The 20,885-nt window shown below is 38.1% G+C and carries 24 protein-coding genes, 1 tRNA gene and 1 pseudogene; 16 read left to right on the forward strand and 10 right to left on the reverse strand.

What is annotated here, in order from left to right; translation table 11 throughout:
• Window positions 1–449: 449 nt before the first annotated feature.
• The gene (locus ACFIJ0_RS06280) at window positions 450–1,022 is read right to left on the reverse strand and encodes a disulfide bond formation protein B (protein WP_375643958.1); all 573 of its coding nucleotides are present in this window, start codon (window positions 1,020–1,022) and stop codon (window positions 450–452) included.
• A 12-nt stretch (window positions 1,023–1,034) separates the two neighbouring features.
• Window positions 1,035–1,640, reverse strand: coding sequence for a YqaA family protein (locus ACFIJ0_RS06285; protein WP_375623195.1), 606 nt, complete (start codon window positions 1,638–1,640; stop codon window positions 1,035–1,037).
• A 207-nt stretch (window positions 1,641–1,847) separates the two neighbouring features.
• On the opposite strand from ACFIJ0_RS06285, the gene ACFIJ0_RS06290 reads away from it, so the two are divergent.
• A tRNA-Leu gene (locus ACFIJ0_RS06290) sits at window positions 1,848–1,932 on the forward strand.
• 1,341 nt (window positions 1,933–3,273) lie between these two features.
• On the opposite strand, the gene ACFIJ0_RS06295 is transcribed toward ACFIJ0_RS06290, so the two are convergent.
• The 3 genes and pseudogenes from ACFIJ0_RS06295 to fumC all read right to left on the reverse strand — a co-directional run bounded on the left by ACFIJ0_RS06295 (window position 3,274) and on the right by fumC (window position 6,830).
• A complete protein-coding gene (locus ACFIJ0_RS06295) occupies window positions 3,274–4,164 on the reverse strand; it encodes an outer membrane protein (RefSeq protein WP_375643972.1) in 891 nt (296 codons plus the stop codon).
• Window positions 4,165–4,758: 594 nt separating this feature from the next.
• Window positions 4,759–4,984, reverse strand: a pseudogene (locus tag ACFIJ0_RS06300) (lyase family protein); the annotation flags it as partial.
• A gap of 457 nt (window positions 4,985–5,441) precedes the next feature.
• Window positions 5,442–6,830, reverse strand: a complete 1,389-nt coding sequence (fumC, locus tag ACFIJ0_RS06305; RefSeq protein ID WP_375623199.1) for a class II fumarate hydratase — start codon at window positions 6,828–6,830, stop codon at window positions 5,442–5,444.
• 241 nt (window positions 6,831–7,071) lie between these two features.
• On the opposite strand from fumC, the gene groES reads away from it, so the two are divergent.
• Together groES and groL are read left to right on the forward strand one after the other, a co-directional pair.
• Window positions 7,072–7,368 (forward strand): co-chaperone GroES, encoded by a 297-nt coding sequence (gene groES, locus ACFIJ0_RS06310; protein WP_005774667.1) that lies wholly within the window; start codon window positions 7,072–7,074, stop codon window positions 7,366–7,368.
• Between the two features lie 58 nt (window positions 7,369–7,426).
• Complete coding sequence (gene groL / locus ACFIJ0_RS06315; RefSeq protein WP_375623201.1) at window positions 7,427–9,070, forward strand: chaperonin GroEL; 1,644 nt, start codon at window positions 7,427–7,429, stop codon at window positions 9,068–9,070.
• A gap of 781 nt (window positions 9,071–9,851) precedes the next feature.
• On the opposite strand, the gene ACFIJ0_RS06320 is transcribed toward groL, so the two are convergent.
• Genes ACFIJ0_RS06320 through ACFIJ0_RS06340 form a run of 5 tightly spaced genes read right to left on the reverse strand, consistent with a single transcriptional unit; the run spans window position 9,852 to window position 13,320 of the window.
• Window positions 9,852–10,370: an HNH endonuclease gene (locus ACFIJ0_RS06320; protein ID WP_375643959.1), complete on the reverse strand. Its 519-nt coding sequence runs from the start codon at window positions 10,368–10,370 to the stop codon at window positions 9,852–9,854.
• Window positions 10,371–10,401: 31 nt separating this feature from the next.
• Window positions 10,402–11,013, reverse strand: coding sequence for a DUF262 domain-containing protein (locus ACFIJ0_RS06325; RefSeq protein ID WP_375643960.1), 612 nt, complete (start codon window positions 11,011–11,013; stop codon window positions 10,402–10,404).
• 9 nt (window positions 11,014–11,022) lie between these two features.
• Window positions 11,023–11,865, reverse strand: a complete 843-nt coding sequence (locus ACFIJ0_RS06330; RefSeq protein ID WP_375643962.1) for a hypothetical protein — start codon at window positions 11,863–11,865, stop codon at window positions 11,023–11,025.
• Window positions 11,866–11,916: 51 nt separating this feature from the next.
• Window positions 11,917–13,035: an adenine-specific methyltransferase EcoRI family protein gene (locus ACFIJ0_RS06335; protein WP_375643973.1), complete on the reverse strand. Its 1,119-nt coding sequence runs from the start codon at window positions 13,033–13,035 to the stop codon at window positions 11,917–11,919.
• A 54-nt stretch (window positions 13,036–13,089) separates the two neighbouring features.
• Window positions 13,090–13,320 (reverse strand): DUF6471 domain-containing protein, encoded by a 231-nt coding sequence (locus ACFIJ0_RS06340; protein WP_375623208.1) that lies wholly within the window; start codon window positions 13,318–13,320, stop codon window positions 13,090–13,092.
• Between the two features lie 154 nt (window positions 13,321–13,474).
• Between ACFIJ0_RS06340 and ACFIJ0_RS06345 the strand changes: the two genes are divergently transcribed.
• The 13 genes from ACFIJ0_RS06345 (at window position 13,475) to ACFIJ0_RS06405 (ending at window position 20,806) form a co-directional block, all read left to right on the forward strand.
• Window positions 13,475–13,729, forward strand: a complete 255-nt coding sequence (locus ACFIJ0_RS06345) for a transposase (protein ID WP_375623238.1) — start codon at window positions 13,475–13,477, stop codon at window positions 13,727–13,729.
• Between the two features lie 158 nt (window positions 13,730–13,887).
• The gene (locus ACFIJ0_RS06350) at window positions 13,888–14,391 is read left to right on the forward strand and encodes a hypothetical protein (protein ID WP_375643963.1); all 504 of its coding nucleotides are present in this window, start codon (window positions 13,888–13,890) and stop codon (window positions 14,389–14,391) included.
• Window positions 14,392–14,570: 179 nt separating this feature from the next.
• Window positions 14,571–14,963, forward strand: coding sequence for a hypothetical protein (locus tag ACFIJ0_RS06355; RefSeq protein ID WP_375623212.1), 393 nt, complete (start codon window positions 14,571–14,573; stop codon window positions 14,961–14,963).
• A gap of 194 nt (window positions 14,964–15,157) precedes the next feature.
• The gene (locus ACFIJ0_RS06360) at window positions 15,158–15,592 is read left to right on the forward strand and encodes a hypothetical protein (RefSeq protein ID WP_375623214.1); all 435 of its coding nucleotides are present in this window, start codon (window positions 15,158–15,160) and stop codon (window positions 15,590–15,592) included.
• Between the two features lie 198 nt (window positions 15,593–15,790).
• Window positions 15,791–16,123: a hypothetical protein gene (locus ACFIJ0_RS06365; RefSeq protein ID WP_375623216.1), complete on the forward strand. Its 333-nt coding sequence runs from the start codon at window positions 15,791–15,793 to the stop codon at window positions 16,121–16,123.
• Window positions 16,124–16,434: 311 nt separating this feature from the next.
• Window positions 16,435–16,767, forward strand: coding sequence for a hypothetical protein (locus ACFIJ0_RS06370; RefSeq protein WP_375623218.1), 333 nt, complete (start codon window positions 16,435–16,437; stop codon window positions 16,765–16,767).
• 229 nt (window positions 16,768–16,996) lie between these two features.
• Window positions 16,997–17,212 (forward strand): hypothetical protein, encoded by a 216-nt coding sequence (locus ACFIJ0_RS06375; protein WP_375623220.1) that lies wholly within the window; start codon window positions 16,997–16,999, stop codon window positions 17,210–17,212.
• A 233-nt stretch (window positions 17,213–17,445) separates the two neighbouring features.
• On the forward strand, window positions 17,446–17,802 hold the full coding sequence (locus ACFIJ0_RS06380) for a hypothetical protein (protein ID WP_375623222.1): 357 nt from the start codon (window positions 17,446–17,448) through the stop codon (window positions 17,800–17,802).
• Window positions 17,803–18,028: 226 nt separating this feature from the next.
• Window positions 18,029–18,379, forward strand: coding sequence for a hypothetical protein (locus ACFIJ0_RS06385; protein WP_375623224.1), 351 nt, complete (start codon window positions 18,029–18,031; stop codon window positions 18,377–18,379).
• Between the two features lie 27 nt (window positions 18,380–18,406).
• Window positions 18,407–19,549: a DUF6990 domain-containing protein gene (locus ACFIJ0_RS06390; protein ID WP_375643964.1), complete on the forward strand. Its 1,143-nt coding sequence runs from the start codon at window positions 18,407–18,409 to the stop codon at window positions 19,547–19,549.
• An 88-nt stretch (window positions 19,550–19,637) separates the two neighbouring features.
• The gene (locus ACFIJ0_RS06395; RefSeq protein ID WP_375623228.1) at window positions 19,638–20,012 is read left to right on the forward strand and encodes a hypothetical protein; all 375 of its coding nucleotides are present in this window, start codon (window positions 19,638–19,640) and stop codon (window positions 20,010–20,012) included.
• Between the two features lie 10 nt (window positions 20,013–20,022).
• On the forward strand, window positions 20,023–20,583 hold the full coding sequence (locus tag ACFIJ0_RS06400) for a hypothetical protein (protein ID WP_375623230.1): 561 nt from the start codon (window positions 20,023–20,025) through the stop codon (window positions 20,581–20,583).
• A 46-nt stretch (window positions 20,584–20,629) separates the two neighbouring features.
• Window positions 20,630–20,806 carry a hypothetical protein gene (locus ACFIJ0_RS06405; protein WP_375623232.1) on the forward strand — a complete coding sequence of 59 codons (177 nt, stop codon included), beginning with the start codon at window positions 20,630–20,632 and terminating at the stop codon, window positions 20,804–20,806.
• Window positions 20,807–20,885 lie beyond the last annotated feature (79 nt).

The raw sequence follows: 20,885 nt of genomic DNA on the forward strand, positions 1-20,885 counted from the left end.
TATGGGATAATTCTGGGGAGGCATATAATTTGTGTGTTTTAAGGTGATAGGTGAGGGGAGAGCAATTTATACTTTAAATGAGGGGAGAAAGATGAGAGCTCTTAGAACACGTGTATTGTTCCAAGTAGTAAAATGCTGAATTGATAAAGTCACGGGTTTTGGACTGTTGAGAAGAAATAGGAGAAAAGGAGAATTTTCTTTCATTGTTTTGGGACGTTGATTGTTTAGGGAGGCGTTTTAAAAGATGAGAACCCATGGATGTAAATGTGCACTGCTTTGTTTCCAAAGGGGTTCTTTTTTATAGCTTCTTAAAGTGTAGGCACTGTTGAAACACTCCCCTTGTAGCATAGCTTTATGGCTTGGGGAGGGAGAATTTTGTTTTAGTATTTACGCTGAGGCACAAGAAGAAGAGGTATGTCTTTTTTTGAAAGAGTATAGGTGTTTTTAAGTTATGGCTTTTTATGAATTGAAAGAATGCCTTTTGAAGTAATATAGAGGCTTATAAGGGTGAAAAATAGGCTAGCAACGACATTCCAACCGGCAAATGAGAGAAAAAGAAAGCGTGTGGATGTTTCAGAACAAGAAGGGGGATGAATGTTGTTTAATTGGTTAAGCAGCTGGTTAATGTCTGAGGTTTTTCTCACTGTGCTTAAACCACAACTGAGTGGAGCTGCCCAAAAGCCATATTCAACACCCACATGATAAATAGCTAAAACAAGGCTTATACACATTAAGACAAAAACATACAAAAATAAAAGTTGTATCCAAGCAGACATGCGAAAAAACCATGCCCCAAAACCTGCTAAGAGCAAAAATGGTATGGCACCATAATAGGGAAAACGCTCTATGAGACATAAATCGCAAGGAAGATACCCTCCAAAATATTCAAACCCAAGGGCTAGACTTATTGTAGCGGATAAGCAAAAAGCGAGAAAAAAAGCCCATAAACTTTGTTCTTTTCTGCTGGGTTCAAGGTGAAGGTGCTTATGTAAAAGTGGGTGAGAAGACAAAACGCATGCCATTAAGTCTGTTCCTTATAAAAGCTTCTTGTCTAAAAAAGCTATGAAAACTCCATAAATTAAAAGGAGACTAACACAACCAATAAGAATAATCCATTTGAAATGCTGTACTAGAAAATTCATTGCTTTTTGCCCAAAATGTTTAATCAGCCACGCGAGAAGATAAAAACGAGCGCCTCTAGAAAAAATACAAATAAGAATGAAAAGGTCAAGACGTACACTCATTACACCGGCCAAAATTGTGACAATCTTGATGGGAGGAAGATGAAAAAAACCTGATGTTATCAGTAAAATGATTAGAAATTGCAGGGTTGCACTATTTTTCAGAGATTCAAAACTTTCAACCTTACCGTAAAGTTCTAAAATGGGTTTGGCAAGGATATCATAGGCAAAATGTCCGATAAACCAACCGGCAATGCCTCCCAAAACAGAACAGATAGTCGCCATCAAAGCATAGCGATAAGCCCGCTTTTGATGGATAAGCAGCATCGGAATATATAAAACATCTATGGGAATTGGAAAAACAGAACTTTCTATAAAGGCAATGAAACCAAGCCAGTGTGGTGCTGTACGCCGATTTGCTAAAGAAATCGTCCAAAGCTTTAATTTGTTTAATATCATGAGGCTTTCTATAAATTTAAGAGGTAAAGACTTTACAAATGAGATTGCTATAAATCCCGTAGAAAAATCCAATAAAGAAAATATTCCATAAAACAGATAAGAAAATGATATGAATTCTTAAAAAATGAGAACTCTGCTGTTGACGAATCTGTTCTTCTTCATATAGTGCAAAGGAATAATCGACAAGTCTGTCTTTTATAGCAATGTGCGGGTGTGGTGGAACTGGTAGACGCGCCAGACTCAAAATCTGGTTCCGAGAGGAGTGTCGGTTCGAGTCCGACCACCCGCACCATTTCATAAATATCTTCCTTTATTCTGTTATGGTCCATTACGTTGATTTATAAAACATGTGCGATTTATAAAACATTGATTTATAAACAGTGCTTAATGTTTTGCATGTTGAATGAAAAACCTCGAATACCAGAAGATTTTCTCATTTCAAGTCTGTTTATAGTAAATTAACCAAAATCATGTCTCTTGTACGGTACAAGCTGGATAAGCTCGCGTGGAATGAAATTTTACAAAAAATGAATAAAAAAGCCTCTTATGAACCGTTTCAAGGACATCATTGGGGGTAAAGTGTATGATGGATGGTGCCAACTTGCACTTTTATGAAGTGTAAAGATGGTGCTCTATAGATTTTATATTCTTGTGGGCGCTGTCGCAAAATGGGCTTGAGGGTTTTGGAAGATGTTTCTTTAAAACACGCATGTGAATTGGCAACCCAAGTGTCTTGGATTTGAGTGTATTTGGGATTTGAGTGTGTTTGGTTTGGAGCGCTGTCGTATGACATGAAGGGCGTGATCCCAAAAAATACGTGAGAAACGAAAGTATGAGGCAATGCGTAATCTCCACTCTTTAAAAGACAGAGCTTTAGAGGCTTAAAAGATAGTGCTTTAGAGGCTTTTGAAAGTTGTAAAGCCGAAGTAAAAGGAAATGGTAAGGTTGGAAATTGGTTTTTGCCTTGACAACTTCATGTTCTTCTCACATGAAGCTGTCTCCCCGTTACAGAAATTACATAAACAGAGAACCGCAATATCCTCTCTCCACTCTGGTATACAATAGCTGTAAAACACTGTCATTTGAAGTGTGGTAATATAGGGTTTGTAAACTTCCTTGAAACGTTACAGTATTTTTTTTTCAATATGTGTTGGATATTCCTAAGTGTGTTTGTCTTGATTTAGGTTTAAGGGCATTCCATGAGGAGGCGTCCAGAGGAGACCGCCCAAGAGTCGTTGTGTTTTTACAAACGGACATGGTCTTTAGAAAGGGGTTTTTAGAATCTTTAGCCTTCAAGAGTGGAGAGGTAAGTCAACATCATCCTATAAAACTGCAATTGATATACAATATCTATATTTATTTTAAAGAAATATCTCTTAATAACTGCTCTCCTTTATTTTACGATGGCGCTTAGTGGTATGATGGTAAAGCTTTTATATTCTAAAATGCATCACATGAAAGGGTGAGAGGATAGGGGCTTGCTTTAAAAGAATGAGAGGCTGGATTGTTTCGGGACTATTTGTTTACAGTTCAGTACTGGTTTTTAGAATCTAGGTCTTTTTAGGGGGGAAAGGGGCATAAAAAAACCCCGTTTTTAACAGGGTTTTTTAATAGCTCGATTTTTCTATAAAACTTAGAATTTATAGGCGATACCAAAGCGAACATCATGCGTTTGAGAGGAGATTTTAAGGTTATCCTTTGCAAATTTCTTTTTAAAAAAATCTGAATAACGATATTCTGTACGCATGATGATATCATCTGTCATTGCAAGATCAAAACCTCCACCAACAGTGTAACCAAACATTGTTTTTGTCTTATCTAACACATTGCCAGAAGCAAAAACTTTCGAATCTTCTTGCGATTTTGATAAAAGTGACATGATATATTGCATCTGTGTATAGGCTATACCCCCTGCAATATAAGGCATAAGACGATGGGAAGCAAAACCAATACGCGCGCGCGCAGCACCAGTCCACTTTTCTTTCAATGTTACACTGCTGATAACAATGTCACTATGGTTGGGTATCGTTTCATCCCGAGCTACAGGTTTTATGATAGGAATCCCTGCTTCTTTAAAGGCAATGTTAATAGAGTCTAATTTATCTAGAATTTGCTTTCCATTGTCTGTTTGGGTGCTTTTCCTCCCAGACCAGACTATGTCCGTATCAAAACCGAAAGCAAGGTTATCTCCCAGATCAATATTAGAACCTGCATAAAAACCTGCTCTCACCCCTGATGGTTTCGGTGATAAATTTCTATCAACCCAAGCCCATTTTCCGTCCTTGGCTTCTTGTGCGTAATTTAGAGTATTTTTACTAGAAAAATATCCAATTTGTCCTCCAAAATAAAAACCAGACCAAGAAAAAGGTGCAGAAGCAGTAACCGGTGAGGTACGTGACGATGAATCATTTTTCAATGAAACCTTCGGTTTTGATTGCTCAAAGATTACTGTATCTGCTGCTTGCGCTGTTGAAGCGGTAATGAAAGGGAAAATAGATAGTGGAATTAAATATTTTGTTTTCATAAAAAATGTTTTCATAAAAAGCGTCCCCAATTTATTTCGGATACAAAGCGTATTGTATATAAATTGGTTAAAAAAATCTATAGTTAATATCATTATGAAAAAAAATACTCAAAAAAAGATCTATAATTACTCATATTTAAGCGTTTTTAAAACTTGTTTTCGTGCTATTATCCCGCGTAGGTATTAATTTTTCAGGATTTTTAATATACTCCTTCAGTGTTCTCTGTGTTTTAGAAAAAAATATAGTATAGTAAACAAGCTTTTGATTTGCTTAAAGCATTATCCATTATGATTGATATCGTTGTGCTTAATATTCAATTGGTAGTAAACAATGCATATTGGCACCATCATATTCTTTGCTCGTTTCTGATAGTGCGTAGCTTTATATTGCGATAGCCTTTTGAGCACTTGAGAGGATGAGCGACTTTATTTCTTTTTTATCTATATGCCACTTTTGCTTATGACAATCCAAGCGAATAGTTTTGATTGATTGATTGAATGGAATAGGAAGAATAAGAAGGAGCAAAGTGCGCGAATCTAATGTTTTATGAGGTTTCTCATGCACTATGTAAAATGATAAACTCTCCTTATCCGTTCGTCTAAGCCGGAATGTGGATGAGAGCCTAAAAAATGAATGTCGTTGGCAATTTTAAAGTGATTAGCGCGTATACTCAGGTTTTTGTGGAAATGGGTGAGGGCGCTATGTTGGGCAAATGCCTCAAATTTCTTGCGAGCTGTCAAGGATATCCCCGTCAGAGAGCTGATTGTTTCAGCAAAAGCCAAAACCTTTCGGTGCATTGAGTTCTGTTCCAACCGCTGTTTCTCTATTGAGCACTCCCATCTTTACGCTTCATAAAGGAGCAAGCCGGCACCATCATTATATTTGCCAGCTCGTGGGTGTTGAGACAGACCTTGCATTAAGACGGTTGATAAGAGCCATTTTTAGTCCTTATCTTATACAATTTCTATCCACACATTCATCCCGCCACACATTCACCTCGCTTGTGATGTGCAAGTAAGTGACCTTGATTGATTCAAAATGGGACAGATTTAAAAGGAAAAAATCTTACGGTATTCAGGATTCTCATTCAATATGAATAACGCTAGATTAGCCTTATAAATAAACACATTATCTCATTGAGACAAGAGCACAAATATGACCAGAGCCTAAAATGAACGCTGTGGGTAATCGTTATTGGCCATCATCGGGGCGTTTACACCCCGATCTTTTGACAGAAAGATTTGTTTTAAGACGTTTGCATTTTTTAGTGGGTTGTTTATTGGGGAGAAATCATCTTTTTGGGATCAACTAATCGGTCATAATCTTCTACAGAAACGCCTGCTTTTAATGCTTCAGTGCGCAAAGTTGTATCATTTTTATGCGCTGCTTTAGCAATTTCAGCAGCTTTTTCGTAGCCAATTTCTGGTGCAAGAGCTGTGACTAACATGAGTGAGCGCTCCATGAGCGAGTGAATATGAACGCGATTGGCCCTTAATCCTTGAATGCAATGCATATCAAAAGAGCGCATGCAATCACCAAGAAGGGTAATTGATTGTAAAACGTTATAGCCAATAACAGGTTTATAAACGTTGAGTTCAAAATGTCCTTGGCTTGCGGCAAAGGTTACACTGGTGTGATTGCCAAAAACTTGGCATGCGACCATGGTTAAGGCTTCACATTGCGTGGGGTTGACTTTGCCAGGCATAATAGAAGATCCGGGTTCATTTTCAGGAAGACTGAGTTCCCCTAAACCTGAACGTGGTCCTGAGCCTAAAAACCGAATGTCATTGGCAATTTTAAACAGATCAGCAGCTAAGGCATTCAAGCTTCCGTGGAAATGCGCAAGGGCTCCATGATGGGCGAGTGCTTCAAATTTATTGCTGGCAGTTTGGAACGTTATTCCTGTGAGAGAGCTTACTGTTTGCGCAAAAGCAATGTCAAAACCTTTTGGCGCATTGAGTCCTGTGCCAACAGCCGTGCCACCTTGAGCAAGCATTTGGACATCAGCAAGAGCATTTTCAATGCGCTGAAGATTGGCTTCTAATGCGGCACGATAGCCTGAAAATTCCTGCCCTAAGGTTAAAGGCGTTGCATCTTGGGTATGGGTGCGGCCGATTTTAATGATGTCTGCAAATTCTTGCTCTTTTTGTTTTAATGTAGCAATAAGAGCTTCAAGGATTGGCAGTAAGTGTTGGCGTGTTTGCAACGTGGTGGCAATGTGAAGCGCTGTAGGAAAGGAATCGTTCGATGATTGACTCATATTGACATGGTCATTGGGATGAACTGGTTTTTTGCTTCCAAGTTTTCCTCCCAAAATCTTACTAGCACGATTAGCAATGACTTCATTGACATTCATATTGCTTTGTGTGCCAGAACCTGTTTGCCAGACGGAGAGTGGAAAATGCGTATCAAAATCGCCGGCAAGCACCTCATCGGCGGCGGCAATAATTGCCTTTCCAATATGTTCTTGTAGCTTTCCTTTGTCCATATTTACAACAGCTGCAGCTTTTTTGATAAGGACTAAGGCATAGATGATGGCAAGAGGCTGCTTTTCACTGCCAATATTAAAATTATGCAGAGAACGTTCAGTTTGTGCGCCCCAATAACGATCTTGACGTACCGAAATCGTTCCAAAGCTATCCGTTTCCTGACGTGTTTCAACCATGATAAGATCCTTTTTTGTTCACGGGTTCTTAAAAAAGCTAAATAACGCGAAAGTGCAATGAGAGGCAAGACTTTGAAGCTTTATTTAGAAAAATTATTATTTAGAAAAATTATTTTATGGCTATTCTTGACATTGAGAGATGCCGATTTTATATCTAGCTCATACTAGCACTCGTAATTTGAGAGTGCTAGCAAGAACTTTAAGATTAATCCAATTATGTTCAGTTTTAAGGATTTAAAACATGGCTAATATACAATTCCGCCCACTTCACGACCGTGTCGTTGTCCGTCGGGTTGAATCTGAAAATAAAACGGCTGGTGGGATTATCATCCCTGATACAGCAAAAGAAAAACCTCAAGAAGGCGAAGTGATTGCTGTTGGCAATGGCGCTCTCGATGATAACGGAAAGCGTGTGCCTTTAGAAGTCAAAACAGGAGACCGTATCCTCTTTGGAAAATGGTCTGGAACTGAAGTCAAGATTAATGGGGAAGACCTCTTAATCATGAAAGAATCTGATATTATGGGAATTATGGGCTAATTGAAGCGCTTAATTTTTCATTGTGTACTATTTTGAGAAAACTCCAAGGAGAAATTAAATGGCTGCTAAAGAAGTCAAATTTGGCCGTGAAGCGCGTGAGCGTTTGTTGCGCGGTGTCGACATCCTTGCTAATGCTGTTAAGGTGACACTCGGCCCTAAAGGTCGCAATGTGGTGATTGATAAATCATTTGGTGCGCCTCGCATCACAAAAGATGGTGTATCCGTTGCAAAGGAAATCGAACTGGAAGATAAGTTCGAAAATATGGGTGCACAAATGTTGCGCGAAGTTGCTTCTAAAACCAATGATATCGCTGGTGATGGAACAACAACAGCTACTGTCCTAGGACAAGCTATTGTGCAAGAAGGTGTTAAAGCTGTTGCTGCGGGTATGAACCCAATGGATCTTAAACGCGGGATTGATGCTGCTGTGGATGAAGTGGTGGCAAACCTCTTCAAAAAAGCAAAAAAAATCCAAACTTCAGCAGAAATTGCACAAGTAGGAACAATTTCCGCTAATGGCGCTGCTGAAATCGGTAAAATGATCGCTGATGCTATGGAAAAAGTGGGCAATGAAGGCGTCATTACCGTGGAAGAAGCTAAAACTGCTGAAACGGAATTAGAAGTCGTTGAAGGAATGCAATTTGACCGTGGCTACCTTTCCCCTTATTTTGTCACAAATGCTGAGAAAATGGTCGCTGATCTTGATGATCCTTACATTCTCATTCACGAAAAGAAGCTGTCTAATTTGCAATCCTTACTTCCTGTGCTTGAAGCTGTTGTGCAATCTGGAAAGCCACTTCTCATTATCGCTGAAGATGTAGAAGGTGAAGCTTTGGCAACGCTCGTGGTCAACAAATTGCGTGGTGGTTTGAAAATTGCTGCTGTAAAAGCACCTGGATTTGGTGATCGTCGTAAAGCAATGCTTGAAGATATCGCAATCTTGACATCCGGACAGGTTATTTCTGAAGATGTGGGTATTAAACTTGAAAATGTCACTTTGGATATGCTTGGACGTGCAAAGAAAGTGAATATTTCTAAAGAAAACACCACCATTATTGATGGTGCTGGACAAAAGTCTGAAATTACTGCTCGCGTCAATCAAATCAAGGCTCAGATTGAAGAAACAACTTCTGACTATGACCGTGAGAAACTGCAAGAAAGACTTGCTAAACTCGCTGGTGGTGTTGCTGTTATCCGTGTGGGTGGTGCAACAGAAGTTGAAGTGAAAGAAAAGAAAGACCGTGTTGATGATGCTTTGAATGCAACACGTGCTGCTGTTGAGGAAGGTATTGTTGCTGGTGGTGGTACCGCATTGTTGCGTGCAGCAAATGCGTTGACCGTTAAGGGAAGTAATCCTGACCAAGAAGCTGGTATTCATATCGTTCGCCGTGCTCTTCAAGCGCCAGCACGTCAAATCGCAACCAATGCCGGTGAAGAAGCCGCGATTATTGTGGGCAAAGTGCTGGAAAATAATGCTGACACTTATGGTTACAATACCGCAACCGGTGAGTTCGGTGATTTGATTTCTTTGGGAATTGTTGATCCAGTGAAAGTTGTGCGTTCTGCTCTCCAGAATGCGGCTTCAATTGCTAGCCTTCTGATTACAACAGAAGCAATGGTTGCTGAAGTTCCAAAGAAAGATACACCAATGCCTCCAATGCCTGGTGGCGGAATGGGTGGAATGGGCGGAATGGATTTCTAAGCTCTTTTCCATAGAGATAATAAAAAAACGGGCCTTCTGTGCCCGTTTTTTTAATTGCTTTTTCACGTTTTGTATAGTTCTTCCTTTTATGACAGTTATTTTATAGCATTTTTTTATTTTTCATTGGTTGATGTATCGCCATTGTGAATAGATCTCTCTTTATTCATGACTTTTTCTCTTGCATTTATGAGATGTTTTTATTTATGAGATGTTTTTATTGTGCGGGGATCGTAGTTTCCTTTGAAAATATTTTATTGATAAAAATACAACTTTTTGATTTATAGTCATTTCTTCCTTATACAGTTCTATTTTTTCATTTCAAGTTTATGCATGCACCATTAAAAAATCCTGTGTTTGTGCTTTAGTGTTTGTGTTTTAGAAGTGCGAATGGTTTTTATGAACCAACGCAAGAGTTAGTCCCCATTGAAAGTTGGACAGAGCATGTTGGCTCTTGTTTGTTTTTTTATGAATAAGATGCTGGTGTTTAAGCTTTTGTATGAAAAAATTCAAGGTTTGCTCTGTTAAAGGGGTTTTGTAACTGGGACAAGCCTATCTCTGTTTGGTTAATCTCTGCAATAGAAAAACAGGACTCATTGAGGAAGAATGTAAAGGCATATAATCACTCGTCTTGTCATCCTCTTTTTGCTTTATGACTTATAGTAATATCTTATTAAATAACGAAGATGATGCCTCACGCTTTTGTTGCTTGCGTATCTTTTTTTTGTGAAATTTCGTCATTATGTAGCACTTGCACAAAACCAATGTTTATTAGTGATTTGTGTTATTTATTACCCTTAGCTCTATTATGAGTTTTGCATAACATTTCACAATTAGCCTTGTCGGTTGCACCCCCTTTACTCCAAGCGGTTACATGGTCTGCATCCATGTCGGCAAGTTTCCAAATTTTATTTTTATTGACATTGTCACTGATTGCACATAGCGGGCAGTTTGAAATCCCATTCACTTCGGCATTGGCAGTTTGTTTGGCATAGGTTGATTTTTTTGTAGCTTCATCAAATACTCTTACATTAAGTAATTTTTTATCCATCATACCACCTAGCACATATTCAAAAATTCCTTTACGGTCTTTGACATAAGGGTCTGAATATAGGTTTTTTACTTGCTCACTAATGGTTTGCGGATTGTAAGGCTTGGATTTGTAGGTTTCATATAGTCGCCCCCATTCTATCCCCTGCATTTCTTTCTCAACAGTAGTAAAAATCCCTGATACCCAGTCAATTACGGTATTAAAATAGGTTTTTAGTTCGCTGATGTTGTCATCATGACGGTGACGGCTCATGTAGTCGCCTCCATTGTTACGGCTGACCCATTCAAGGGCGGTGGCTAAAAAGTCTTGGCGGTAAAGCTGACCCTCGCACATAACTCGCCCATTTGTTAATATTGGCGTTTTGGCTGTTGCTAAATTCGGCTTTTGCTAGGGTTACAAATTTGCCTGAATAGACAGCATTTAATAATTCTTGTTCATTGAGTGGTACGCCTGCAATGTTGATGGTTTTAAACCAGTTTTTAATTTCGATTTCCTCACCGTCACACACATATACTAAAAGATTGGTTTTATTAATCAAATCTTGCTGTTCAGGTGGTAGTGAGTTGAAATATTGCGGGGTCTTATTGTTATCCATGATGGCAAATTTATTGGTAACAAATCGCCCGATACTGGTAATGCGTTGCTGTCCGTCTAAAACCTCATAGATACCATCCCCTGTTTGGTTAAAATACAACAAACCCAATGGGTAGCCCTTTAGGATAGATTCGATAACGGCAACATCACGTTTACCATCAGCATAGATATAATTGCGTTGGTATTCAGGTTGAATGGTAAGTTTGCCAGATAAGCCAAATAAGCCTTTGCCTTCAAATTCGTTGTAGGTGAATCCATGACAGATATCGGCAATGGTATAGGTCTTAAGCGTGGTTTTCATAAATTATTCTTATTTCCCGTTAGATGCTTCATCAGCGACAACATTTAACATTAGTTGAATTATAGAAATACAATCAAGGGCATTTTTAATTTTTAATTTTCGATATTTTGCGGTGCTAGACTTATTGAAATTATTTGACTGCATAGAGCCATAATATGATATCGTGTCATCAAGCATCATTTCTTTGGTAGCCCCACCGACAAAATAGACAACCAAATCTCGTTTCAAAAATAAATTATCATCGAAATACTGTTCACTTAAAAACTTAACTGTAGTAGCACTATAATCTATACCGCCTTTATTATTTTTAACGAACTGCCCGTTACTGTAATCAATACTAAAAAGAAAACGCAAATAGAAATCTTTATTCATTTCTATAGTTTTAACATGGTTAGTATAAGTACCTAATATATCAAAATCTTTTATTATAGCTTCTGCTATCGGCTTAAATGGAAAAGAGGAGCGTATCTCTACTGTTTTTATGGCTTGATGTTCAATGTCTGATTGGTCTTTCCATCTTTTGATAATCTTTATATCAACTTGATTGATAGAATTATTTGAACTATCTATTTGTATAGAAACATTTTTACTTGTATTGTAGTGATTAAGCATAGTAAAGCATAATTGCTCAATGATAAGACCACACAAGCCTTTTAACTGAATTTCTCTTAAATTTCTTGTATCACCTGACGAATTGGCTGAATTAAAACTTATATTGCTTAAACGCTTTTTTGCAATCGCAACGATATTTTGAGTGTTTTGATTATCAGGTGTAAGCACAATACGCTGTATTCTAAATGGTAGATTGTTGAAATAATCACATTGAGTTACGTGATTATTGTCAAATAGCATTTGCTCATCATTATAATCTATATATTCATATATATATATTAGGCACTCTTATTATTCTGCTTGTATGAGGATTCGGGAGTACATTCGATTACCCTTAATGTAAGCACGGTCTAACTTACCATTCCAATCAGCAACAGCTAAATTACTTAATAATCCATTTTTGACATCTAAATCCATACCAATAATTTTAAATTGTTCAGGGTTGTGTTTGTCTAAAAAGCTAATAGGAACACCCATAATACCTTTATAATCGCTTGGTGTAGCGATCGTTATGGGTATCTCAATGGCGTTGTAATTATCGTATTTTTGATAAGCATTTTTTCCTTGAATCTTCTTATTAAATTTAAGATTTTCTGCCATTGTCATCAGTTGCAAGGGTTGATGTCGTCTGCCATGGTCGATATTTGTAAACCAACGAACGCCTTTTACACGAATATATTTATTCCCCTCGTCATCAATTCTAAATCCTGCCGCTTCAAGTGGGTAGCTTTCAGGCACTCTAAACTCTCTATCACCACTATTAATGGTCGCACCTAGCCATGCTTCATTGTTTTTAATGAGTGAAAATATGTCTTTACAGGTAATGGCGTTCATATTTCCAATAATGGAAAATTGTTTATCCGCTTCCACTATCCATGCCAAAAATTCACGAAATAGCGAAAAGGGTGGATTGGTGATAATCATATCCGCTTCATCTCGCAAGGCTTTGATTTCATCTGTTTTAAAATCCCCTGTGCCATTAAGGTAATGCCATTGCAAATCCTTAATATCGACTTTGCCGTCATGGTTATTGTCTTTATCAAGGATGAATATTTTACCCTGTTTTACCGATTTATCTTTGTCATAATTCGGGCTTTGAGTTTCAAATAAAGACGGCTGATAATCAGCTTGTAAATCTTTACTGGTATGTGCGTAACTGGTGCTAATGAGTTTTTTCAAGCCAAATCGTTCAAATTTTTGAGCGAAATACTTGGTAAAGTTACTCCAATCGGGGTCGTCACATGGTAAAAAGACAATTTTACCTCGAAAAACGTTAGCGTCATAGTCAAGGTAGGCTTGCATTTCTTTTTCAATATCGTTGTATTGCGTGTAAAATTCATCCTTTTTGGCACTTTTGGCTTTAGATAAGCTACTATTTTTACTTTCAAGATGTGCATCATTATTAAATATATTAAAACCTTCTCACTAAGACCAACTCAAAACTATCGTTTATAAAAAATGTTATTAAATCAAACGAATTTCATTGCACCCAATCGCAGTCAAAACCTGCAACATAAAGTCCGCCCCAAAAGCTCCGCGAGAAATCTTATTGCTAAGGTTTTGTGGGGTTTCCTCAATACCTAAGTCTTTTAACTTTTCTGCCACATCAGCATAGCTAAGGTTTCTAAGGACAATTTCTGCTTTAACAATGCCCTTGGCTTTATTTCGCCATTCATTGCTCTTTGAGTGTTTCATGTCGTATTTTCTCACTATTTAAAACATATAATCATTATAAACGATTATAAATCTATTGTCAAAATTGGTTATAAGGCGTATAATCATCATAAACGATGTTTAACGGGCTTAAATTATGACAAAACACTTCTTACTAACAGCCCATGCTCGTAGTATGTCGTCACTAGCCATTGTTCGGTTAAGTGATGACAAGTGCCATGCTATGCTGTGTAAATTGCGTTGGGGTAATACAGAAATCGTGGTTTGCCTGAAATGCCAAGTACAAAATAAAGCCTATTCCATTGCCAGTCGTAGACAATGGCAATGTAAGCATTGCAAACATTGCGTTAGTGTAATATCAAGCACTATCTTTCGTCACCATAAATTGTCATTACGGACGATTTTTTTGCTTGGGTGTTTGGGCTTGTAAGTGCTTCACGTATAAGCGCGTATAAGGCAAGTGAATAAAATATTTAGAGGGGATTATAGTGCTTGCTTTACTCTGAGAAGAGTGCTAAGCGAATTTACCGCGCTGGTCGCGCGCGATCAAATATTGAGGGCGCATTTTAGAATTGGGGGAGTAACCGTATGATCAAAGATAAATCACAACACCAATCTGTCCATGAGGGAAATACGGCTTTTGTATCACAGCCAGTGTTGGATCAATCGGCAGCTTTCAAAAAATGGATGGTGCTTTCAACAAACGATTATATCATCATTTGTTGTTTGGCTATCCTCTTGTTGGTGCTTTTTGCCGCGACTGTCTATATGAATCCTTTGGAGTTTTTTTACGTTATATCCAGAGAGCAGCTCCAAGCACTGGGAAAAACAAAACAAGAAGATCTTCAAGGAATGATTCAGGGCTTTATACGGTTTCCTGCAATCGAATTTCTTCGCAATATGGGATGGAATAGTGTTTGGGCTTTTTTATGTCTCTTACCGCAAATGATTTTTGCTGTTCTTGTGGTGTTCTTTCCACTCTTTTCTATCTTTAACGCCATATTGAAACGGGATGTGAAGGAAATGATGCTGCAATGGGAAACATTGCCAGAGCAGCAACAGCTAGACAACCAATCTCTCAACAAAATATGATAGGGGGGAAAGTGACCGCTTCTGTAATGCCTTTTTTAATAATTCTATTATTGACCTCCTTAGGGACGACTATCTTTATTTATTCTGCATGGATCATGATACTGTTTTCTACCATGATGATAATTTTCGTTCTTTATTATTCGTTGATAAAACGGACAATCTTGTTGTGTAAGATGCGAATGAAATTAAAAAAGGGTGCAGCGCAGAATTTGAGGTATAATCAGGCAGAGGGGAGAGGACAGAATACAGTTCTTGCAACACAGTTCAGCCCCCTTTCTTTTAAAGAATCTTTGCTTCTCTCAAAAAAAGATTATCGAAAAATCTTTTCTATCACTTGCGTTATGGTTGCACTTTGTGTAGGTGTTGTCGTTTTTTTTGCTTTTCTTCCAAAACCTGTCATTTTTTTGCACAATCACGCGCCTATAGTGCTTCACATTGTTGATTTTGTCACGCAGCTGCTGTTTTGGTTCTGGGCATGTATTGTTGTTTCTTTACCTGTTATTTTAATTCTTCATAGTCTCCTTCATTATGGCGTGAAAAAAACAGTAAAGAGATTGGAAATATTTGCTTGAGCAGAGGATAAAATGATAATTTCACATCAATATGATAGGGGAAAAAAGTGGGCATCATCATAGAATATTTGGCTTTTTTAGGGTACATCATTATTGCCATTTTAATGTTTATGGTCATAGTTAGGCTTCCTTACCTGTTGATCAAGCATATGAGATTATCCTTTAAACTCGCTCAAGACTTGAAAAAGAGTACGATGCAACAAAAGCAAGCCATACAACAATTGCGCAATGATCTGGGAGAAATGAAAAGACACAATCTCGCGCATAAGACCCTTGATGCGAAAATACGCTTTCTTAACTTCAAAGAATCTCTGCCTCTTTCTTCAAAAGAATGTAAAATAATTCTTTTTGTCTTTATTCTCTTTGCTGTTTTGCAATCTGCTTTCTCTATCGCACATTTGGTATGGTGGAAGGATAGTATGGCTAGCTTTATAATGCCGCCCCTTTCAGGCATTCGCTATAGCTTTATATGGTTAGGGATTCTTCTCGTTTTTCCGATCATTGGGATCATGTGCATAAAGTTAACGAGAAAATTGAGAAAAACGCTTCAACAATTGGAAGAAGCAATAAAACAACGCGATCAGGCAATCCGTATGCAGAATGTGGAAGGGGGACAAAGTGACGAGTAGTCTTATAACATTAATAGCCTTTTCTTTCCTGTTTTTTACGCTCTTAAATGTTTTAATATGGGTGCCGGTTTTTATCATTTATTACCTGTTTATCAAGCGTGCGTGGTTGTATTGCCGCGTGAAAAAGGAACTGAAATGCATGCTGAATGAACGCGATATTGCCTTAAAACAGATCTCCCAAAAATGAAAAGTAGCAGAGTGTTGGATAAAAAACAGCTTTCTCTTGTTTGGCAAGACTATAAAAAAATATTCTATATTTCTACGGTCATAGTGACAGCTCCAATAGTTATAACTGCTATCGTTAAGATATGGAGAGGAAGGGACTTTTTTTCTTTTGTCGTATTCGAGCCACTGGCATGGATGCTTGCCTGTACTTTTTTATTCTTACCGATTGTTTTTATTATGCGTTTTATCGTGACCCGTCAGCTGAAGAAAATGGTGCAGCAATTAGAAGAAGAGGTTGAACAGAAAAAAGCACCAATCATACTATACAATGTGAGGGAGGGAAAAGTGAGTGAGGGAAAAAAGTGAAGAGAGGCTTTTGTTGCCATAAGCGTTGCTTTTGACTTGTTCATTAAGGAGCATGGGGTGCACTTCACGTTTTATGCTTTTTTTATATTTGTGTCGTGTTTTGAAAAGAATTGAGGCTCTTACTTGAGTGGGGTTCTTGCATGCTTGTAAGGGGGAAAAGTGAAGGGGGGCTGTTATTGTTCTTGGGCTTTACTTGCTGTTGGTGTTTTCTTTAAGAGAGAAATATTGTCACTTATTTTCTTTTTATCAAGTATAAAAATGTGTCTTATCAAGCGATATTGAGAGCGAAAAATCTATACTTAAAGCAAAAGATGCGGCGGTGGTGCTCGGGGAAGAAAAATCAATTTTTTCGAAAAAATGGAGAGGCAAGGCGCATAAAGAAGGCGAGCCAAAAGCCCAAGTTTTTGATTAAGATGTTTTGCCCCATGGAAAGTGCAACAGTGCTTTTAAAAAGCTTGGGTTGCAGGAGAGAAATTGAAAGAAAAGGGGGACATCTATTTATTTACGAGACCGAAGGACAGTTTCTCTATCTGGATGAAAAAGGTTTTGTGCAATTTGATGATGGAATGGTGGGAGGCGCTGGTATGCATGTTGCGGCTTGCCAAATGATTCATCCTTATCATTTTGGGGATTTGCCAGATTGACAACTGGGCTTTGAAGCAAAGGGGTTGAAAATTTTTGAGGGAAAGGTAAGCGCCCGGTGATGACGCCGTGTGCTTGAGGAAGCTTTAGATAAGGGCGATGAACGAGGTTGATCTTAGCAGTGTGCTTGGCTTTCAATATGTTTGGGGCACCACCTTGGAAAAAAGAATTATGATATCTCAGTGGCTTCTTCTTTGTTGTGCTACTTTGGGGCTTTGGCATTGAGAGCTGATGTTAAAACTTTACACCCTTCTTACAAAAGCTTTATGGAAAATGAAAGTTTGGGCTTTGAAAAAAATATCGAAAAAATCCATTTGGGCCGGGTTTGCTGATGGTTCAAGTAGAGGTCAAGAAAAAGCAGCTTCGTTACGATTTTTTTGCACCAGTTCGCTTCTTCATTGGAAAGAAGCTTGTCTCTTGGAAATAAAAAAGCGATTAGAATTTTAGAGCCAGAGACCCATATTTGTGCAATAGAAGAAGATATTCTTATGAACATTTAATCGACGAGAAAAGAGAAGCCTTAAGACAACAGGGGATACACCGTGAGTGATGAAAACATGATGTTTGAAGGTAATGGAAAAAAAATGCAGCCTTGATATTGATGAATTGAATTTATTGTGAGGACGAAAGCTTCGGTTCATGAAAATGGCTTAAAAATTGAGACAAATGAGGGATAAAAAATGAGGGGCAATGGAAAAAATGCACTATTAGATGAAGAACCACGGTCTTTTTCGCTTGAAGAAGCGTTTTTGACACGAAAAAATTATAAAGTCATCTTTTGCATTGCTTTCATTATTACCGCTTTTAAAGTGGCATTCTTTATGTTTTTTGAGTGGGATTTGACAGGGTGGTGGAATTATATCCTGTTCATTTTAGCATTAATATTGGGTTTTATATCAATGCTTCTTTTTGTGCTCATTCCTGTTGCCTTTGTGGTCCGTATCATCTTTACGCGTTTGTTGAAAAAAAAGATCGATAAGTTGGATCAAGAAATCTGGCAGCGAAGAAAAACCACTTCTCAACAAAACAGCGTGTGAAGAGGAGGGAAAATGAATACTGGTCTTTCTATATTTTTACGCGTTGTAGGAGTCCTTCTATTCATGAGATGTTTGAAGTTGATGGAAAAAAATGCAACCCTGATATTGTCTTTATATAAGATGAGGGATACAAGCGCTTGATATTGAGGAATCCTCATTCATTGTGAGGACGAAAGCTTCGGTTCATGAAAATGGCTTAAAAATTGAGATAAATGAGGGATAAAAAATGAGGGGCAATGGAAAAAATTCACCATTGGATGAAGAACCACGGTCTTTTTCGCTTGAAGAAGCGTTTTTGACAAGCAAAAATTATAAAGTCATCTTTTGCATTGCTTTCATTGTGGCAGCTTTGAGAACGGTTCTTCTCTTCGTACCAATGTTGCTTGGGGGGAAAGGGAATGTCGTGGCAGTTCTCTTTTTCATCGAGGAGTTTATATCAATGCTTCTTTTTGTATTTATTCCTGTTGCCTTTGTGGCTCGTATCATTTTCACGGTTCTGTTGAAAGAAAAGATCAAGCAGTTGGAGCAAGAAATCTGGAAGCGGGTAGCTGCTACGTATCGACAAAAAAGTGAATAAGGGGCGGGGAAAATGATAGATATTAAAATGATAGATATTATTGTTGTACTCTCGTGGGGTGTGGGCTTGATATTCTTCACGCTGGTTTCTGCTGTGGTCGTGATGTTTATTTGGGCATTGTATTACTCTACTTTCAAGCGGGTGAGACTGTATTGCCAAGTGACAAAAGAATTAAACCGCGTGCTTGAACAATCTGTTGCTTTTGAACAGCTTGGGGAAATGCCGATAATTAAGCCGTTATCTGAGGAAAAAGAGTTCAAAGAGTTTTCTCTTTCTGATGAGGAAATCCTAACGATGGAAAGTGCAACGGCGCTGTTAAAGAGTTTGGGATGGAGGGTGGAAATTGAGAAAAAAGGAGATCATTTGGCCACCTATTATTTACCAGATCGCGAAGTGCAGTTTCTTTATAATGCTGAGAAGGGGTATCCGCGATTTGATTGTGCAATTGCGGTGGGCTCTGGTATCCATGCGGCGGCTTGCCAAACGATAGACCCTTATAACTCTGGAGGCTTGATTGCTCTTGAATTGAGTTTTGATGTGAAGGGGTTGGAAATTTTTGAAGAAAAGGTAAGCGTTGGATGTTTACGCTGTGCACTCGAGAAAGCTTTAGAAAAGGCAATGACTGAAGTTGATCTTGGCAAGATGCTTGGCTCTCAATATAGCATCCTTCCTTGGGAAAACAAAATTGTAGTCCCTCAGTTGACTCCTTATTCGCTGCGCTATCTTGCGGCTCTGGCATTGATGGGCGATGTTGAAACCTTACACGCTTATCACAAAAGCTTTATGGAAGGTGAGAAGCTGGGCTTTGAGGCAAGCATCGAAGAGGAGCATCTGGAACGCGCGATGATAATTGCTAAGGCGGTAGAAAAGACAAAGCAACCCAGTTACGATTTGCTTCAACAGGCGGCAAAGGATTTTTCCATGGAGGTGGAGAGCTATGAATATTTTAGAGCTACAGATCCCAGTTTGTGCAATAGAAGAAGAGATTCTTATGAAAAATTGATCGAGGAAAAAAGAGAAGAATTAAGGCAACAGGGATATTTCGTTTACGAAAAGGACGCGATTTGTAAGGTTGATGGAAAAAACTATCGTCCTCATATTCTTTACATAAAGGATGGAGAGTTAGAATATATGGATGTAGAAATTAGGATTGAGGAAAAAATTTATTGAGAAAAATAAAGAGTTTAGATACATTAAAAAGAGCTTAAACCTAAAAATAGAGCGTAAAAAGCGCGAAGTGTAAAAGCAGAGGGGATCGATGCAGGAGAAAAACGCGACATTTGAAGAGTCTTTCTTTTCATTCAAAAAATTTATGGTGTCTTCAGTGGAAAGGCGTAAAGGGGTGGGAAGTTGTGAAATAATAGGGCGCCGCTTTTTCATTATGTTTTGCACATGTCTTATCATGATGGATTTAGAAGTTCCTGCTGGTGCAAAATCTCTGGTACAGCCATTGCAATGGACAAGATGGGAGGGAATTGGCTCTCTTATTTTTCTCTTACCGGTGTTGATTTGGTTTTGTCTTCTCACACCACTTCCTATTTTGTGGGGACTGCGCTCCTTTAAAGAGCGCAAATTGGAAAAAATGAAGAAAAAACTAAAAGAAAAAACAAAGCAGCAAGAGATTAATCAATGAGGTTATACGCATGAGGGGTGAGGTCGCGCTTTTTATTTTGTTTCTGCTGGTTGGATGTTTTCTTCTAAATGCAGTGACAGTTTTTGCCATTTTCGTGAATATGATTATTGTGGCGCCTTATTATTCTTTAATAAAGCGTTTGAGGCTTTATTACAGAGTGAAAAAACAAAGACGTTTGATGAAAGAACATCCACAGCGTTTTTGTTTCTTTGAAAAAAGCGGAAAAGAGAAAGAGAGAGTGCCGCAAAATTTAGCACGAGAAACACAGATAAGTTCCTATTCGTTAAAAAAATGGCTCGCTTTTTCACGCAAAGATTATATCCTCCACGCATGCCTCTCTTTCATCATTATGTTTTTCAAAGCTTATGTCTATGTGATTTGCTCTAAAGGGATAGCTGAGATAAATGAGAGCAGATTTGAATATCTTGCCATTCTCTTGTTTTTCTGGTTTTTTTTATCCGTATGTATTTTTGCAACGATTCCTGTTATTGTGATCCTTCGTGAAATTTTAACTTCTCGGTTGAAAAAGAAAATTCAGCAATTGGAAGAAGTGACTGAAGTAACCCAATAAATCAATTTATACCACACAAATCAATTTATAAAAGGAAGGGGATAAAATGCATTACGAAATGGCGGCAGCTTGGACGGTGGTTTTGATCATTCTGCTGGGGGGTATTTTTGATTTTTTCTTAACAATACCCATTGTGGCACTGTATATTTCTTTTATAAAGCGTTTGATATCGTATTACAAGGTTACAAAACAATTAAATGCAGCGCTGAAAAAGCGTGTGTAGCGCTCATGTCATGGGGGTGTAAATTTTAGATCATGCCATTACTTTACGGCTTGGGATGAGGGCATAGATTGTTTTTCTC

The organism is Bartonella sp. OC68QHHN (assembly GCF_042193875.1).
Classification (GTDB): Bacteria; Pseudomonadota; Alphaproteobacteria; order Rhizobiales; family Rhizobiaceae; genus Bartonella; species Bartonella grahamii_A.